The 17,988-nt window shown below is 41.5% G+C and carries 12 protein-coding genes; 6 read left to right on the top strand and 6 right to left on the bottom strand.

The features are described 5' to 3' along the window. Positions 1-282: 282 nt before the first annotated feature. Complete coding sequence (locus tag FTU01_RS03035; protein ID WP_180138095.1) at positions 283-2,520, bottom strand: TonB-dependent siderophore receptor; 2,238 nt, start codon at positions 2,518-2,520, stop codon at positions 283-285. A gap of 503 nt (positions 2,521-3,023) precedes the next feature. Between FTU01_RS03035 and tig the strand changes: the two genes are divergently transcribed. The 4 genes from tig to FTU01_RS03055 all read left to right on the top strand — a co-directional run bounded on the left by tig (position 3,024) and on the right by FTU01_RS03055 (position 7,375). Then, a complete protein-coding gene (tig, locus tag FTU01_RS03040) occupies positions 3,024-4,355 on the top strand; it encodes a trigger factor (RefSeq protein WP_180138096.1) in 1,332 nt (443 codons plus the stop codon). A 190-nt stretch (positions 4,356-4,545) separates the two neighbouring features. After that, a complete protein-coding gene (gene clpP, locus FTU01_RS03045; protein ID WP_004781985.1) occupies positions 4,546-5,151 on the top strand; it encodes an ATP-dependent Clp endopeptidase proteolytic subunit ClpP in 606 nt (201 codons plus the stop codon). Between the two features lie 29 nt (positions 5,152-5,180). Continuing rightward, the gene (gene clpX, locus FTU01_RS03050; RefSeq protein ID WP_004781987.1) at positions 5,181-6,491 is read left to right on the top strand and encodes an ATP-dependent protease ATP-binding subunit ClpX; all 1,311 of its coding nucleotides are present in this window, start codon (positions 5,181-5,183) and stop codon (positions 6,489-6,491) included. A gap of 167 nt (positions 6,492-6,658) precedes the next feature. Continuing rightward, positions 6,659-7,375, top strand: coding sequence for a DUF2846 domain-containing protein (locus FTU01_RS03055; protein WP_004781989.1), 717 nt, complete (start codon positions 6,659-6,661; stop codon positions 7,373-7,375). Positions 7,376-7,435: 60 nt separating this feature from the next. Here FTU01_RS03055 and FTU01_RS03060 read toward each other — a convergent pair whose 3' ends face one another. After that, complete coding sequence (locus FTU01_RS03060; protein ID WP_005232211.1) at positions 7,436-8,962, bottom strand: fumarate hydratase; 1,527 nt, start codon at positions 8,960-8,962, stop codon at positions 7,436-7,438. Between the two features lie 753 nt (positions 8,963-9,715). Between FTU01_RS03060 and FTU01_RS03065 the strand changes: the two genes are divergently transcribed. Next, complete coding sequence (locus FTU01_RS03065) at positions 9,716-9,955, top strand: DUF2171 domain-containing protein (RefSeq protein ID WP_166136309.1); 240 nt, start codon at positions 9,716-9,718, stop codon at positions 9,953-9,955. A gap of 307 nt (positions 9,956-10,262) precedes the next feature. On the opposite strand, the gene pta is transcribed toward FTU01_RS03065, so the two are convergent. The 3 genes from pta to FTU01_RS03080 all read right to left on the bottom strand — a co-directional run bounded on the left by pta (position 10,263) and on the right by FTU01_RS03080 (position 15,350). Next, the gene (gene pta, locus FTU01_RS03070; RefSeq protein WP_180138098.1) at positions 10,263-12,401 is read right to left on the bottom strand and encodes a phosphate acetyltransferase; all 2,139 of its coding nucleotides are present in this window, start codon (positions 12,399-12,401) and stop codon (positions 10,263-10,265) included. A 53-nt stretch (positions 12,402-12,454) separates the two neighbouring features. Then, the gene (locus FTU01_RS03075) at positions 12,455-13,678 is read right to left on the bottom strand and encodes an acetate/propionate family kinase (protein WP_166136315.1); all 1,224 of its coding nucleotides are present in this window, start codon (positions 13,676-13,678) and stop codon (positions 12,455-12,457) included. A 406-nt stretch (positions 13,679-14,084) separates the two neighbouring features. Continuing rightward, positions 14,085-15,350, bottom strand: coding sequence for a glutamate-5-semialdehyde dehydrogenase (locus FTU01_RS03080; RefSeq protein ID WP_180010888.1), 1,266 nt, complete (start codon positions 15,348-15,350; stop codon positions 14,085-14,087). A 324-nt stretch (positions 15,351-15,674) separates the two neighbouring features. Here FTU01_RS03080 and FTU01_RS03085 point away from each other — a divergent pair, with 324 nt between their 5' ends. Further along, a complete protein-coding gene (locus tag FTU01_RS03085; protein WP_166136318.1) occupies positions 15,675-17,012 on the top strand; it encodes an alpha/beta fold hydrolase in 1,338 nt (445 codons plus the stop codon). 30 nt (positions 17,013-17,042) lie between these two features. Here FTU01_RS03085 and FTU01_RS03090 read toward each other — a convergent pair whose 3' ends face one another. Continuing rightward, the gene (locus FTU01_RS03090) at positions 17,043-17,906 is read right to left on the bottom strand and encodes a class I SAM-dependent methyltransferase (protein WP_180138100.1); all 864 of its coding nucleotides are present in this window, start codon (positions 17,904-17,906) and stop codon (positions 17,043-17,045) included. Positions 17,907-17,988 lie beyond the last annotated feature (82 nt).

The following is a 17,988-nucleotide window of genomic DNA, read 5'->3' on the forward strand; positions in this document are numbered from 1 at the left end:
TCATTAACAATATTTAATTAAATCATTCTTATGAATTTATGGATGAAATTACTGTTTAATATTCAAACTTTAATCTGGGATTTCTATTAAGAAAAATTTCAAAATAAACTTATTTTTCAGTTTTTTACCTAAGATTAAAAAATGTAATTATTTTCTATTTAAAGCTTTTTATCAAAAGGTTTATAAATACAACTAAATCTAGATTTAAAGTTTTATATCTTTCAGAAAATAAAAATAGCCTCACGAATGAGGCTATTTTTTGATGAGGGAAGAAGCTAAAACTTAGTATTTAAAGTTCAGAGAAAGAACTGCGTTACGGCCTTCTGCTTCAGTTGCATAGTGAGATGCATAAGCTTTAGTGAAATAACGTTCATCAGATAAGTTATTTACATTTAACTGCAGGTCAACATTTTGATTTACGTTATAACGTGCCATGGCATCATAGCGTACATAACCTGGAACATATTTAGTATTCGCTAGGTCACCATACACTTTGTCCATCGCAACTGCACCAGCACCGATTGTTAACGCAGGGGTTAGATCATAAGTCGTCCAAAGTGTGGCTGAGTTTTTCGCAACGTTAGGCATTTTATTTCCATTGTATGGACTATCTTCATTTGTACATACAGTTGGTCGACCGCTACATTTTTTTCCATTATCAACAGCTTCACTGTCTAGGTATGTATAGCCCGCAGAGACTGCCCATTTATCAGTAAGATTACCGTTTAAACCAAGCTCAAAGCCATCTACCTTACTTTCACCAACGTTAGCATAAGTAGTCGGTGTTAACTGAACTCGAGCATTCTGTTTTTCAGTACGGAAAATTGCAGCAGTCAAATTCAATTTGTCATTAAATAGATCCCATTTCGTACCAATTTCAAATGTGCGGCTTTCTTCAGGATCGAGATTGCTATAATTTTCTGCAATACCTTCTGAACCATCACCTGAGTCAACACCTACAGGGTTGGCTGAAGTAGCGAAGCTTGTGTAAATAGATCCATTTTCACGCGGTTTAAAAGTAAGACCTGCCTGGTAAGTGAAGAAATCAGCGTCACTTGAAATGGTTTCACCTGAAGCATTGGTTTTTTGCTTGGTATCAAAGTCATCCCAACGCAATCCTAAGTCCAATAACCATTGCGGATTGAGTTCAATGTTATCCAGTAAATAAATAGAAGCTGTTTCTGTGGTAGTGGTCGTGGTAGCTCTGTTGGCTGTACGAGCACCTAACCATTGATCACGTGAGTTTGGATTGGTTAAAGAAGTACACCATGCATCATTATTTGCACAATCACTGTTAAATCCACCTGTCGTGCTATCAGGGTAGCCAGGGTAGGTGGTTGAATAGTTACCTTTATCAGATTCTTGTTTAGAGTATTCAACACCTGTATTAAAGCTATGCTTTAGAGCACCGGTATTAAACTTACCTGCTAAAGAAAGTTGATCGCTAAAGGTTTCTGTATCTGTAATCCGTGAGTTAATACGACGCCATACTTTATCATTGAGTACGTTACCTTTTGAGTCATCAGGCTGCGTCCATAGATAATCATTTTTTGACTTGCTATAAATAGCAGTATTACTCAAAGTCAAATCATCAGTCAGATCATGTTCTAATTTAAGTGTACCAATCTGATTTTCTTGTTTCTGGAAATCACGATTTAATAAACCATAGTAGATGCCTTGTTTAACATCGATAGGTTTACCGACAGTCGCTTTTTTATCTTTGTCATAATTATATGGAACACCAGCATCAGGCGTATCATCAGATTTTAAGTAGTAATAGCTTAAAGTCCCACGAGTAGGAGTATCCAGGCCAAAACTGATACTTGGTGCAATACCTACACGTTTATATTCAGCGCCGTCTTTCTGACCTGCTTTTTCATTTTGATGACCCATCATAGCAATACGCGCTGCAATGCCATTACCGAAATCTTTGTTGCCATCTAAAGTGATGCGCTGGTAATTATCGGTACCTTGTGCAATGGAACCTTCTAAAGAATCACCAGCTTTAGCAACCTTAGAGATCATGTTGATGCTACCGCCAGTCGTACCGGCACCGCCCATTGCAGAAGAAGAGCCTTTGGTCACTTCAACCTGTTCGACCGCAAACATTTCACGGTTTTGTGAAGTCGCGCTACGAACTCCATCTACATACATTGAGCTTTCAGAGTTATAACCACGAATAAATGGACGATCGCCATTCGGGTTGCCACCTTCACCCGCACCCAAAGTAATACCAGGTACAGTACGTAAAGCATCAGAAAGTGTAGTGACTTGAGTGTCTTCAATCAGTTGCTTAGAAATGACTGATACAGATTTAGGTGTATCCAGTAAAGTTGCAACAAATTTCTTATTTGCGGAATTATCTACTTTTAAACTTGGTGTCTGTTCAGCTTTAACTTCTTGATGAATAGTTTCGAGCTTGACCACATTTTCATCAGCCACAGCATTTACGGTTACAATCGAGAGGGAAGAGGCAATCGCCGATGAAACGAGTTTTTTACGTGATTTGATAAACGACATGTGGGAACCCGAAAAAAAGCTTAAAATTTATGTATGCGAATAATAATAATTCTTATTTAAATTAAGAATTACTTGCCGATAGGAAATGACGATTTTAAGGATTGTATTAATTGGTTTGATCAATGTGATAGTGTATCAAAATGTTTCTAAGTTAATGTATTTAAAATAGATCTGATTAATAGATTATTATCGTTACTTTTATTGAGATTATTAGAGTTTAAAAATTTTGAAGAAAAGATAAAGAAAAGTTTACTAAAAGTCCTATAAAAATCCATAAATGCCGATGAATGAGATGATCTGTCCAGTTTGAGTAATCAATATATCTACTCTTATTTGAGGGAAGGGATATTTAATCAAAGAAAAATGAATTTGACTGAATAAATTTGATTATTACAGCATCAATAAAGACGATTCAAGTATTGTGTTTTGTATATCTGCAAATGTTGTCATATAATGTGGCACATTTTTATAAACCTGTTATTACCAAATATATAGAGGAAGCCATGCAAGTAACTTCTGAAGCGGTTTCGGGCGTTGCCCGTCGTTTAAATGTTTCTGTACCGACGAGCCGTATTAATGAGCAATTTGAAGCTCGTTTAAAACGCACTGCTAAAACTGCGAAGATCAACGGCTTCCGTCCAGGTAAAGTACCTGTAAACGTAGTTCGTCGTGAATACGGCGCTGGTATCTACCAAGAAGTTGTCAACGACATCATTCGCGACACAGTTTTCGAAGCAATCCAACAAGAAAAAATCAACGCTGTTGGTATGCCAAACATCGAAAAAACTGAAATGAAAGATGATGCTTTAGTTTATGAAGCGACTGTTGAAGTTTATCCAGAAGTTGAAGTGAAATTCGAAGGTCTGGAAGTTGAACGTAAAGCGTCTGAAGTAAATGATAAAGACGTTGAGAAGATGATTGAAAATCTTCAAAAACAACGCGCTTCTTGGGCTGAAACTAAAGGCATGGCTAAAAAAGACATGCAAGTAACTTTCGACTTCGAAGGTACTGTTGATGGCGAAAAATTTGAAGGCGGCGCTGCGCAAGACTTTAAACTTGTTTTAGGTTCTGGTCGTATGATCCCTGGCTTCGAAGATGGCATCATCGGTATGAAGAAAGGCGAAGAGAAAGTGATCGATGTTACTTTCCCTGAAGATTACCAAGCTGAAAACCTTGCTGGTAAACAAGCTCAATTCAAAATCAATGTGAAACTTGTTGAAAAACAAAAACTTCCAGAAATTGATGCTGAATTCCTGAAAATCTTCGGTATTTCTGAAGAAGATGGCGTTGATAAACTGAAAGCCGACGTTCGTAAAAACATGGAACGTGAAGTGAAAAACGGCCTGCGTAACCAGGTTAAAGGCGCAACTTTCGATGCACTTGTAGCTGCAAACGAAGTTGAACTTCCATCTGCAATGGTTGCTCAAGAAATTGACCGTCAACGTCAACAAATGATCCAGCAGTTCACTCAACAGTTCGGTGCTCAAGGCGCGAAAGCATTTGATTCAAGCATGCTTCCAGATGACCTGTTTAAAGAACAAGCTGAGAAATCAGTTAAACTTGGCGTATTGGTAAGCCGCATTCTTGCTGATGCGAAAATCGAAGTAGATCAAGCGCGCGTTGAAGCTTATATCGAAGACATGGCTTCTTCTTACGAAGATCCAAACGAAGTAATCGAATACTTCAAAAATGACAAGCAACAACGTGCTCAAATCGAAGCAGTTGTACTTGAAGACCAAGTTGTTGATCACATCCTAGCATCTGCTAAAGTGACTGATGCGACTGTAAGCTATGAAGACTTATTGAAAGAGCAACAAGCTCGTCAACAAGGCTAATTCAAGCTTTCCCTAAAAAGGCGCTTCGTGCGCCTTTTTTCATATTAGTAATTTCTTGACATATCTGATTTTCACAAAACTAATGCAAAAAATATGATGGAATTATTCGCGATTATTTTGCAATTTCATTGATTATCCCTCATATTGTGATTATGGATTAAGTCACAAAAATTTAGGAATAAATAAACCTATGTATGTTCCAACGATTGAAAACGCTTTAGTGCCAATGGTGGTAGAACAATCCTCTCGTGGTGAGCGTTCTTTTGATATTTATTCACGCCTTTTACGTGAGCGGGTAATTTTTCTGACAGGTGAAGTTGAAGACAATATGGCCAACCTGATCGTTGCGCAAATGTTGTTTTTAGAAGCTGAGAACCCAGATAAAGATATTCATTTATATATCAACTCACCGGGTGGTTCGGTGACTGCTGGCATGGCGATCTACGATACCATGCAGTTTATTAAACCGGATGTTGTGACTTACTGTATGGGTCAGGCAGCATCAATGGGTGCATTCCTGCTCAATGCAGGAACTAAAGGCAAACGTTACTGCCTTGAAAATGCACGTGTCATGATTCACCAGCCTTTGGGTGGTTTCAAAGGCCAGGCATCAGATATTGAAATTCACGCACGTGAAATTCTGTTCATTAAAGAACGTTTAAACCGTTTAATGGCTGAACATAGCGGTCAGGACTATGAAAAAGTGGCACGCGATACAGACCGTGACAACTTCATGACTGCTCAGCAAGCGAAAGAATACGGTCTTGTGGATGAAGTTCTAACGAAACGTCCATAAGTTTTAGAGATTGAGATATTGGAGTAAATATGTCCGAACATCCTCAAGGACAAAAGCATTGTTCATTTTGCGGTAAAACGCAGTCTGAAGTCGGAAAGCTGATTGCAGGCGAGGACGCATACATTTGTAATGAATGTGTGGACGTATGCTTAGATTTGGTTCAAACCAGTCAACAGGTCGAAACCAATGACTGGGCGAACCGTCCTTTACCGAAACCGCATGAAATCCGTGCGGCGCTCGATCAATATGTGATTGGTCAGGACGTAGCGAAAAAGACATTATCTGTGGCCGTATACAACCATTACAAACGTCTGAAAGTACAGACCAATGGTAAGAAAGCAGATGATTCCGTTGAAATTGCCAAAAGTAATATCCTGCTGGTCGGTCCGACCGGTTCAGGTAAAACCTTGCTGGCACAAACCCTTGCCCGTCTTCTGGACGTTCCATTTGCCATGGCAGATGCAACAACCCTAACTGAAGCGGGTTATGTGGGTGAAGATGTTGAAAACATTGTACAAAAGCTTTTGCAAAAAGCTGATTACGATGTCGAAAAAGCGCAAAAGGGCATTATCTATATCGATGAAATCGACAAGATTACCCGTAAATCTGAAAACCCATCCATTACTCGTGATGTATCAGGTGAAGGCGTACAGCAAGCCTTGCTGAAAATGATCGAAGGTACGGTTGCTTCAATTCCACCACAAGGTGGTCGTAAGCACCCGCAGCAGGAATTCATTCAGATTGATACCTCGAATATCCTGTTCATCTGTGGCGGTGCATTCTCAGGTCTTGAGAAAATCGTACAGCAGCGTCAGGAGAAAGGTGGTATTGGCTTTACTGCAGAAGTCCGTAATAAAGACGAAAGCAAAAAGTTGTCTGAATTGTTCCGTCAGGTCGAAGCGACTGACTTAGTGAAATTTGGTCTGATTCCAGAATTCATTGGTCGTTTACCCGTGATTGCGACTTTGGATGAGCTCGATGAAGAAGCTTTAATGCAGATTCTGACTGAGCCGAAGAATGCATTAACTCGTCAATATAAACATTTGTTTGAGATGGAAAATGTGGACTTGGTCTTTGAAGATTCAGCACTACGTGCCGTTGCGAAAAAAGCACTGGAACGTAATACTGGTGCGCGTGGCCTGCGTTCGATTCTGGAAAATTCATTGCTAGAAACCATGTATGACCTGCCGAGTCGTAGCGATGTAGGCACCGTGGTGGTGAATGAAGCTGTCATTAATGGTGAAGCTGCACCAGAATTTCGTGCTGAACGTCAACCACATGATGAGCCAGAAACAGCGGCAAAAGTTGATTTAAAGGTGGTGAATAGCAAATCTGCTTGATTGCTATTCGTCAGAAACGTGCGAAAACCCCGTGTTTTCGCACGTTTTTTATTTCCAAAAGATAAAAGCAGATGCTAATCTCAACATCTAGGCGTGGACGCCGAAAGCTATAAAAATATATCGCAAAGCACTTGCATACAAGAATAAAGACGCAGTGAGGGATAAGCATGCGTGGAGTCGCAATGGTGCTCATCGGCAGTTTGGCGCTGATGGGTTGTCACGGTAAAAAAGCCGTAGTTGAGCCTACACAGCCACTCAGCACTTTAAAAAATATTGATCTTGAAAAAAAACCAGGCTTCGTCGAACAGCATCGGGTGGGGATGTTTACAATTGGCGGCTGGGTCAACCAGAAACAGGGCAATCATTTTCAGGCAGTTAAACCTCAGCATGAGGATGCAGCAATTGTTTATTTATACCGCCCGGATTCCAAATGGAACCGTCAGGAAATTGTCGCTGCCAGCCTATTTATCAATCAGCATCGTATTCCGAGTTTATTGCATAATCATCATTACTGGATTGAGTTACCTGCAGGCACTTATCGCTTGAGTACCAGCCGTCCTTTAGGTGCTTTGCACTTCCAGAAACCTAAATATCTGGACTTTACCGTAGAAGCGGGTCAATCCTATTTTATTAAGTATGATGAAGAAAATCTAAGCACCCGTCGTAGTGTTCCGGGACCTCTGATGCTGATGCCGAGCAGTGTGGGCCTCAATGAAATTGCTTTTACCCAGTTAAAATCGGACAGTTTTAACTTTTTTGCACAGGATCAGGAAACTGGGAAAATCCGCAAGAAAGCTCAGAAAATTAAGGCAACTGAATATGATCCATCTACAGATGTACAGTTAACCACACCGTTTAAACTCTGGGATCCAAGAACCTGGTAATTAATTTTAAAATTCCAATAAAAAAGCACCCATTAAGGGTGCTTTTTTATATAGCTTAAATTAACCCGCAGCAGCGTCAACTACTGGAATTTTGCCAATTTTTGCTTGCCAGATTTTTGGAGCAGTCGCGTGTACAGATGTACCATTTACGTCAACTGCTACAGATACAGGCATATCTTTCACTACAAACTTGTAGATCGCTTCCATGCCCAAATCAGCAAATGCAACCACTTCAGCTTCACGGATTGCTTTAGATACGAGGTATGCAGCACCACCAACCGCCATGAGGTAAGTCGCTTTGTTGTCTTTAATTGCTTCAACAGCAGCAGGACCACGGTCCGCTTTACCGATCATGCCATAAAGACCAGTTGCTTCTAATACCTGACGAGTGAATTTATCCATACGAGTTGCAGTTGTTGGACCTGCAGGACCTACAACTTCGTCACCCACTGGATCAACAGGACCTACGTAGTAGATGAATTTGCCTTTTAGATCAACAGGGAGTTCTTCACCGTTGTTCAGCATGTCTACCATACGTTTGTGTGCAGCATCACGGCCAGTATAGATTGTACCGTTTAGAAGCAGCGTATCACCTGGTTTCCAAGAGTTCATTTCTTCTTGAGTGATGTTGTCTAGGTCAACACGTTTAGAAGATGAAGAATCCCAAGTGACTGATGGGTAGTCTTCAAGGCTTGGTGCTTGAATATGCGCAACGCCTGAACCATCAAGTGTGAAGTGTGCGTGACGGGTTGCAGCACAGTTCGGGATCATGCCGACTGGTTTGCCCGCAGCGTGACAAGGGTAATCTTTGATCTTGATGTCTAGAACAGTGGTTAAACCACCAAGACCTTGAGCACCAATGCCCAATGCGTTTACTTTCTCGAAGATTTCGATACGAAGTTCTTCAAGTTTGTTTTGTGGGCCACGACGAAGCAATTCGTCCATGTTGATCTCTTCCATCAATGCTTCTTTTGCAAGCATCATGGCTTTTTCAGCAGTACCACCAATACCGATACCCAGCATACCAGGAGGACACCAGCCTGCACCCATAGTTGGAACAGTTTTTAATACCCAGTCCACGATTGAGTCAGACGGGTTCAACATTGCCAGTTTAGATTTGTTTTCTGAACCGCCACCCTTAGCAGCAACAGTGATGTCTACTTTGTTACCTGGAACAAGTTTGTGATAGATCACAGCAGGCGTGTTGTCTTTGGTGTTCTTACGGCCAAAAGCAGGGTCAGCCAGTACAGATGCACGAAGTACGTTAGAGTTTTCAAGATAACCTTGACGTACACCTTCGTTGATCGCATCGTCCAGGCTCATGGTTAAATCAAATTTAACGTCCATGCCCACTTCAACAAATACGTTGACGATACCAGTATCCTGGCAGATAGGGCGGTGGCCTTCTGCACACATGCGTGAGTTAATTAAGATTTGCGCGATCGCATCTTTCGCAGCTTTGTTCTCTTCACGGTCGTACGCACGGCTCATCGCTTGGATGAAGTCTTGTGGATGATAGTAAGAAATGAACTGAAGCGCATCTTTAACCGATGTGATCAAGTCATCTTGCTTGATAATAGTTGTCATACAAATATCTCTTGAGCGGGCTGTTAGCTAGCGGGCTAAATTATAAGACAAATGAATCCGGTTGTGGGCGTTTTGCAGGGACATTGGCCAAAAGTTTATAGTTTAAGCAATAAGGAAAATTACTTTGGCTGAAAGATTGGTTAAAAATGACAGGTATTTGTCATATTTACTGTCATATTTCAGCTTAAAATTTATTGGAATATAATTAAATATATTCTAAATATATGATTTTTATTAATTAATTAAAATTATGAAAATTTCATCATTGTCATATAACTGTCATAAAACTTTTACATAATGCGCTTATCAAATGAATGATGAGTTTTCTTTATGACCCTGACTAGTGTATTGATGGTAATTGCTTTTAGTCTTTATATCGCTGCTACTTGGTTCTACGGCCAGAAAGAAGATCAAGCTTAAGCTTTATCTTCTTTTTTACATTTTAAGAGCTAAAAAATTAGCCTATCTTCAAATCTTCAAATCTTCAAATCTTCAAATCTTCAAATCTTCAAATCTTCAAATCTTCAAATCTTCAAATCTTCAAATCTTCAAATCTTCAAATCTTCAAATTACCTTAATAAAAAAACAATATTTCAATCATCTTGGCCTTGCCACAACACGCCTGTGACACAGTTATTTTTCTTCATTACATTATTAACCCAGAAAAACCCAAAGCCTGAAAACCCTTACACACAGCCAATTTTTTAGGGCTTAGACTGAGGTCTCTCAACTTCTATAAATAGGGCAATTGGAATGAGTAACTTTAATACAAATGACATCAAAGAACATGCTTCAGTAATTGCTTCAGATGGTACTCAAGTTGGTAAAGTGGATCATTTAGAAGGTCAGGACAAGATTAAATTGACAAGAAGTGATGACGAGAATAATGAGCATCATCTGATTCCGGTCAGCTGGGTAAGCGAAGTGAAAGATGACAGCGTGATCTTGAATAAAACAGCAGAAGATGTGCACAAAGAATGGACCACGGTATAAGCATGATCGTTGCCTGACTTGTTCTGGTTTGGCTTAAATAGTCAAACTGGATGCAAGCTTAAATAGGCACTCTGATCTGTTAAAGTGGTAAATGCCAGCCTGTTCGGCTGGCATTTATTTTGTATCATCAATCTTTTTATTTTAGTTTTATTTACTCATAGCGCGGATTACGAAGCTGCATAATTTTTTGAGCTAGACGATCTGTAGATGATAGAACGCCTAATGATTACTGAGAAAACTTATAAATAGATCAATAAAAAAACCACCCGATCTTTTGACCGGATGGTTGTAGAGTAAGTAAAGAAAATTAACTAGCTTGCTGATCTGCCTGAATCGCAGTTAAGGCTATAGTAAATACAATGTCATCGACCAGCGCACCACGTGACAGGTCATTCACCGGCTTGTTCAAGCCTTGCAGCATCGGACCGACACTCACGACATTTGCCGCACGTTGTACCGCTTTATAAGTGGTGTTACCAGTATTTAGATCAGGGAAGATAAACACATTGGCACGACCAGCGACTTGTGAATCTGGTGCTTTCTGACGCCCTACACTTTCAACTGAAGCGGCATCGTATTGCAGTGGACCATCAATCAACAGATCAGGACGACGCTGTTTCGCAATCTCAGTCGCTTTCGCCACTTTTTCTACGTCTGCACCTGTGCCTGAAGTCCCGGTAGAGTAAGAAATCATGGCAATACGTGGATCAATGCCAAAGGCTTTTGCAGAGTCAGCAGACTGAATTGCAATTTCAGCCAGTTGTTCAGCATCCGGATCTGGATTAATCGCACAGTCACCATAAACATAGACCTCATCTGGCAGCAGCATAAAGAACACAGAAGAAACCAGTGAATATTCAGGTGCTGTCTTGATCAACTGGAAAGCAGGACGAACGGTATTGGCAGTCGTATGTACTGCACCAGAAACCAGACCATCCACTTGATCAAGTGCCAGCATCATGGTGCCGAGTACCACAGTATCCTGTAGCTGTTCACGCGCCTGCAATTCATTGATTTTGCCTTTACGCAGTTCAACCATTTTTTCCACATAATTCTCGCGAATCAGGTCTGGATCAATAATTTCAAGATCGTGCGGTAATTCAATATTGCGTGCTTTAGCAACTTCCACCACTTCTTCCGGTTTTGCCAGCAAGATACAGTGCGCAATCCCACGAGATTGACAGATCGCAGCCGCCTGAATGGTACGTGGCTCATCACCTTCCGGAAGCACAATACGTTTTTTCGCAGTAATCGATTTTTGTACCAGTTCATGACGGAATGCAGAAGGAGACAGACGTGGCTTGTAAGAACCATTGATTAGCTGTGCAATCCATTCTTCATTTAAATGACTGGACACAAAACGAGTGACCTGTTCAGCACGTTCAGTATCATCACATGGAATTTCATTGCTTAAATTGGCCAGACTTTGGGCAGTTTCAAAAGTGCTAAGTGGCGTATGCAGAATAGGCAGACCATGTTTAATCGCTGTCTGGCAGAACTCCAGTACAGCCGAATTTGGCTCATAATGTTCAGTCAGTACCAGACCTGCCAATGGAATGCCATTGCTGCTCGCCAAGCTACTTGCCAGCAAGACATCAATACGGTCTGATGCACTAATAATCAGTTCGCCAGCTACAAATTTATGCAATTCATGTTCAATGTTGGACGCAATTAAACTGCTGTGTAAGACACGGCGCTGTTTTGCTTCACCCAAGTTCACCCAGTCTGCTGAAATATGCGCTGCCAGGTCAGAAATACGTGGCACACTTAAAGTATTACTGAATGGAACCAGACCAATGACTGGAAGCTTTTCAGACCCAATATGGGCATGAGTTTTCTGAATAGCTGCTATAAATTTGTTGGTATCACTAATCAGGCGTAAACCAGGATCAATAGTCACCGGGATCTGTGCAGAATCTTCCGGTAGGCCTTTGGTGCGCATAAACAATACGCCAGCCATACGGGTAGAAGAGGATCCACCCAGATAACGTAATTGGCTTTCAACTTTTTCAGCTGCCACTTCAGGCTGGTTGATATCAGCATTGCTGACAATGATGACTTTGGCATCGAGTGCCTGCGCCAATGCCGCATTAAAGCTTGGCGCAAAGGTATCGCGGCTATTTGGTACCAAACCTTCAACAATAATCAGGTCGTGATTTTTGGCAATCTCACGATGCAGGCGTACTGCATCTTCAAGCAATTCATCTGTTTCACCCAGATTAAAGCGCTGAATCAGACTTTCATAAGCAATCGGTTCAACGGTTTCACTTTGGGATAAATGACGATAGAGTGCTGTAGTGCGATCTGTTTCCTGACTTTTTTCCTGTGAAAAAGGTTTCACAAAACCTGCTTTTACCCCTTGGCATTCTAAAGCATATACCAAACCTAAACAGGCTGAAGTTAAGCCGACGCCTTCCCCGGTCGGCACCAATAAAATCGTTTTCATAGTAATATCAGTCGCGCAATAATAGAAATTAGGTAAAAGGGAACCGGGCTTGCTTATGCAAGCGCAGCTTCAGGTTCAGACTTTTTTGCAGTGGCTTGCTCCACTTCATTCTCTACCACAGAATGAGTTTCTTTCGCGATTCGGCCTTCTTCATCAGTCGGAACTACCCAGATTTGTGGGCCTGTACCGTTATCGATCCGACCTTCTGTACCGCGTTTCAAACTGCTATTAGCGTCTTTATCCAGGTTGAAACCGAAATGTGGTAAATAAGCCATGGTTTTTTCACGGATATACGCCGAGTTTTCACCAATACCACCGGTAAAGAACAGACCATCAATACGTGGCAGACCACAGCTTAAAGCAGCTAAAGATTTCGCCAGACGGTAGCAGAATACTTCAATCGCAAGAGTCGCATCTTCACTACCTTGTTCTGAGGCTTCAATCAGGGTACGCATGTCATTAGACAGGTTGTCAGACAAACCAAGCAAGCCACTTTCTTTGTTGAGCATCTTGTCAATTTTATATACATCCCAGCCTAGGTTTGCAGCCAGGAAGCTATGCAAACTTGGATCGACATCACCACTACGGGTCCCCATCACCACACCTTCAAGTGGCGTCAGACCCATTGAGGTATCTACACTTTGGCCATTCCATACCGCACAGGTCGAACTACCATTACCGAGATGTGCTGTTAACCAGCCACCTTGCTTAAAGCTACCAGCCAGTTCAGAACCGCGATCGGACACATAAGCATGGCTGGTACCATGGAAACCATAACGACGTACGCCATATTCAGTATAAAGGAATTTAGGCAGCGCATAACGGTAAGCATGTGCCGGCATGGTTTGATGGAAAGCAGTATCAAATACTGCGACTTGTGGCAAGTCTGGGAATAAACGTTTAGTCGCTTCGATCCCGATCAGGTGAGCCGGGTTGTGTAAAGGCGCAAGTGGAGTTGCTTCGCGAATTTTTTCAATAATCTCGTCAGTAATCAGTTCAGCTTTGGTCAGACTGCCACCATGTACCACACGGTGACCGATCGCATCCGGCTTATAGTTTGCCAGACGCTCTAAACCTACTTCTAACGCTTTTTTATGATCTGCAAAAGGAATATGAATATCGACGGGTTCATTACCGACAGTCACACCTTTAATACGGGCATTTTCTGTGCCTAAGTTTTCAGCTAAGCCGTGAATACGGAAATTCTGTTCTTCAAGCAATAGGGCAAACTTGATTGAAGAAGAGCCACAATTAATAACTAATACTGATTTAGACACGATTGTTTACCCGATTCTAATTAAAATTCTCATCCATTTCGTTGACCTGTCTGCTGGCAAAAGCGACACAAGATAGGTCTGTGATCATGTTTTAACATGGGTTTTTTTACTGTCCTAGATAGACTTTAGCCGATTAGACTTAAGCATTATCGACCATAGCGACAATAATAATTAAAATTTATCAGTTCATAGTTTTCATTTATAAATAAAATACTGCTAAAAAATGATCTATTAAACTGTAACTTATATTTCTTAAAAATAATGTTTATTTATTCTACCTTTTAGGTATGGATATGAAGAAATTATATGCAATTTTATAAAGGCTGCATATTTACTTGAACATATCTTTTATTCATCTAATGCATAAAAAATCAGCCTTGCGAACAAGGCTGATTTTATTATCTATTTACTGGCGAATCTGACCATCACCGAAGACTACCCATTTCTGAGAAGTCAGGCCTTCTAGGCCAACCGGGCCGCGGGCATGAATCTTATCCGTCGAAATACCGATTTCCGCCCCTAAGCCATATTCAAAACCATCGGCAAAGCGGGTAGAGGCATTGATCATTACTGAACTCGAATCTACACCAGCTAAAAATTCACGAGCGATGCTGTAATTCTCAGTAATAATTGAATCAGTATGATGCGAGCCATATTTATTGATATGTTCAATGGCTTCCTCAACACCCGATACGATTTTAACTGCCAGAATCGGACCCAGATATTCGGTGTACCAGTCTTCTTCTGTCGCTGCGACTACCTGATTGCCCAAGATACGCTGGGTTTCACGACAACCACGAAGTTCCACCTGTTTTTCCTGATACAGCTCAGCAATTCGAGGCAGGAAATCTTCAGCCACTTTCTCATCAACCAGCAAAGTTTCCATGGCATTACATACGCCATAACGATGGGTTTTGGCATTTAAAGCAATTGGCAGGGCTTTGAGCAGATCAGCCTGTGCTTCGACATAGACATGGCAATTCCCGTCCAGATGTTTAATCACAGGCACACGTGCCTCTTCAGTAATGCGTTCAATTAAGCCTTTACCACCACGCGGTACGATCACATCGACATATTCAGTCAGAGTAATCAGCTGGCCAACTGCAGCACGGTCAGTCGTATTAATCACCTGAACTGATGCTTCAGGTAAACTTGCCACTTTTAAGCCATGCTGGATGGCAGTTGCAATGGCCTGGTTAGATTCCAGAGCTTCTGAACCGCCACGCAGAATAATCGCATTTCCAGATTTTAATGCCAGTGAAGCAGCTTCCAGAGTTACATTCGGACGTGATTCATAAATCATGCCCACTACGCCCAAAGGCACACGCATCTTGCCAAGCTGAATCCCTGTAGGACGGTAAGCCATATCAGTGATTTCACCAATTGGATCTTTCAGGCTGATCACATCTTTCAGGCCCTGTAACATACCTTTAAAGCGTGCGGGGTTGAGTTCTAAGCGATCAAGCAGGGCACTATCCAGATTGTTCTGGTGAGCTTTATTCATATCAATCTGGTTAGCAGCCAGAATAGCAGCTTGACTGTTTTCTAAAGCGGTATAAATTGCTGACAATGCGCTGTTTTTAGTTTGGGTAGACGCACGAGCCAAAATGCGAGAAGCCTGGCGTGCCTGCTGTCCTACCGTTTGCATATATTGTTCAATAGACTCTTGCATAGCGGTTCAATCACTTAGAAATTTCACTTTGATATTAACAGTCTGATGCCGGACAATGAAGCCCATCACTTAAAAATCATAAGCTTTTCACTGTTTCTAAACATTTTGAAATTGTTTTATCTTTAAAAGCAGATAAGTGGTTGTCGAATCAGTTGCTTGTGAAAAGCCGCTCTGTATAGAATGAAATGTAGCGACATAGATGTCATTGATATAATTACTACAGCGCAGGATGCGTGTTCAGGATAATCGGAATAATCCTGAAGCATAAGATCTGTAAATAATGACTTGCACAATAAAAATAAGGCAAGGACGGAGGAAAGGAATATGAATTCCATTATCCAGATGGATGCCCAGGCATTGGACCAACATAGCCATTACGGTTTTTTTGATCTTTATGATAAGCACAGTTTCAAGCAACCAGCACGTACGACATGGATCGATGGCTGGAAAATCGAGTATATGGCCATTGCGCGTCCTGATACTTTGCATATGCGCCCAATGGTGATTATTGGGGGAGCTTTTCAGAACTTTAATTCTTACAAATATTGTGTAGAACAGTTATTTGATGCGGGACCTATTATTTTAATTGATTTACCTTCCATGGGGGCCAACCAGCAAATTACTAACGTTGATACCGGCTTATCTGCAGGAACACTTGAACTGGAAGATCTGGCAGCGATGCTAGGCCAATGGCTGGAGCAGATGCAACTGCCTAAGGTGGCTATTCTGGGAATGTCTTTAGGTTCAGTGGTGGCTTCCTGCCTGGCAGATCAGCGTCCTGAACTGGTAGACCGTATGATTTTGATGGGTGTAATGCAGAAAACCCGCAAAAGCTGGCGCATGCTGCTGGAAGAATCTCTACATTTAATGAAAGAACAGCGCATGGACGAATTTGGCCAAGCGGTGATTCTGTATCTGGTCAATCATGCACGTTTAAAGGAAACCCGCATGTCACCAACAGCAAAACGGCTGTTCTTTAAGCAGATGTCCGAGTTTACAGCGACAGAACAGGACCGCTATGACATCAACTGTAACCGTCTTTTAAGACTGACCAATGTACCGATTCCTCAATGCAAAGTTTTGGTGGCTTGCGGGCAGTATGACAGCTTTACCTTGCCGCATGAAAATGCCAATTTTGCCCTGCAATGTCCAAATATGCAGTATGTGCAGATTGCTTCTGCAGATCATGTGCCTCAGTTACAGCGCCGTAAAGAAACCATGCATCTATTTGCAACTTTCCTGCGTGATGAGCCGGTTGATCAACTCGAAGGTATTATCCCGTTCACCCGTGAACAGATGCAGCAGATCGAACGACGTGGGGAAGAGCGGATTACGGTTCAGGATCCACAGCGTTATTTAAGTCATCGTCATTCTGATCTGGTATTCAAGGCAGAAATTATCGATATGAATTTCTTTGGGGTGTTGCTGGAATTGGAACCTGGATTAACCGATCAGGCAGCCGCATATCCACGTGATCTGGCTTTACATTTGGAAGATGAAGAAGGGGAGTTTAAGATCGAATGTTTAATCTTCGAGCATGATGGCACTCAGTTACGTGCTTTGTTCAAGCATGGCAGTTTTGATGTAGCAGAGCGTTTATTACGTTTTGTCCAGAAAGAGAAAGCAATTCAACAGGCTGAAGTATTCGATGCAGTCATCTAAAACAATAGAATTCATAAAAAAACAGCGTAATTAAACGCTGTTTTTTTTCACCGCATGAATCATCCAGACTAAATCGCCCAAATGTTCATCCTGTTCATAATGAGGACTCTGCTGTCGAGGTTCTGCAAAATAACGTTGTGGCTGTTCGACCTCCACCCGCATAAACCCAGCTTGCTGAAAAAACTGCTGTAGTTCTTGGGGCGATTTAAAATGAAAGGTGAATGCACTGCGTGAGATAAATTTTAGCAGACGACTACAGGCCCAGATAAAGCTTGCCAGTCTGTTTTTGACCGGTTCAGGGTAAATATCACTGAGATAATGCACTTCACTGAAACCTTGACCATATTCGTTAATACCTTTGAGTAAGGTAAACAGCATTTTTTGATCAAAGTAATTGATCAGGCCTTCACTAATAATAACGAGAGGTTGCTGCGGGTCAAAGACTTTAAAAATATTCGCCAGTTCTGCACTAAAAATATCGGCACTCAATACTTCCGGGGCATCCTGATCAATCTGCTGCAAAGCATTGGTTTTGATCCTGGCCATATCGGGCAGATCCAATTCCCGATAATTAATCCCGGGAAATTTCTGTCTAAAATTCCAGCTGCGTGGGGATAAGCCACTGGCAATTTCCAGTACCTGTAATTGAGGATATTCACTAATTAACTGACCTAAGTGTTCGTCAATCATTTGATGACGCTGTTTCAGGGTGGTGCGCATACTGCCACCTACATGACGCTCAGCCCATGACTCCAATGGATGAACCAGTTTGGCAAGGAATTTACCTTTAGAGGTGGCAAATACCGGATGTGAAATCCCCATTTTGTACCAGATATAGCCAGTATAATGTGCAGTAAAAGAAATATGGCGGTGTTGTGAAAGAGATTCTGTCATGTCGTCCTGACCTTATTGTTGTTTTAATTCAATGCTGCTCATCAATATAGCAGTCTTTTCAACATGATAATAAAAAAGGAAC

Source organism: Acinetobacter sp. YH12043, from assembly GCF_013419915.1.
Taxonomy (GTDB): Bacteria; Pseudomonadota; Gammaproteobacteria; order Pseudomonadales; family Moraxellaceae; genus Acinetobacter.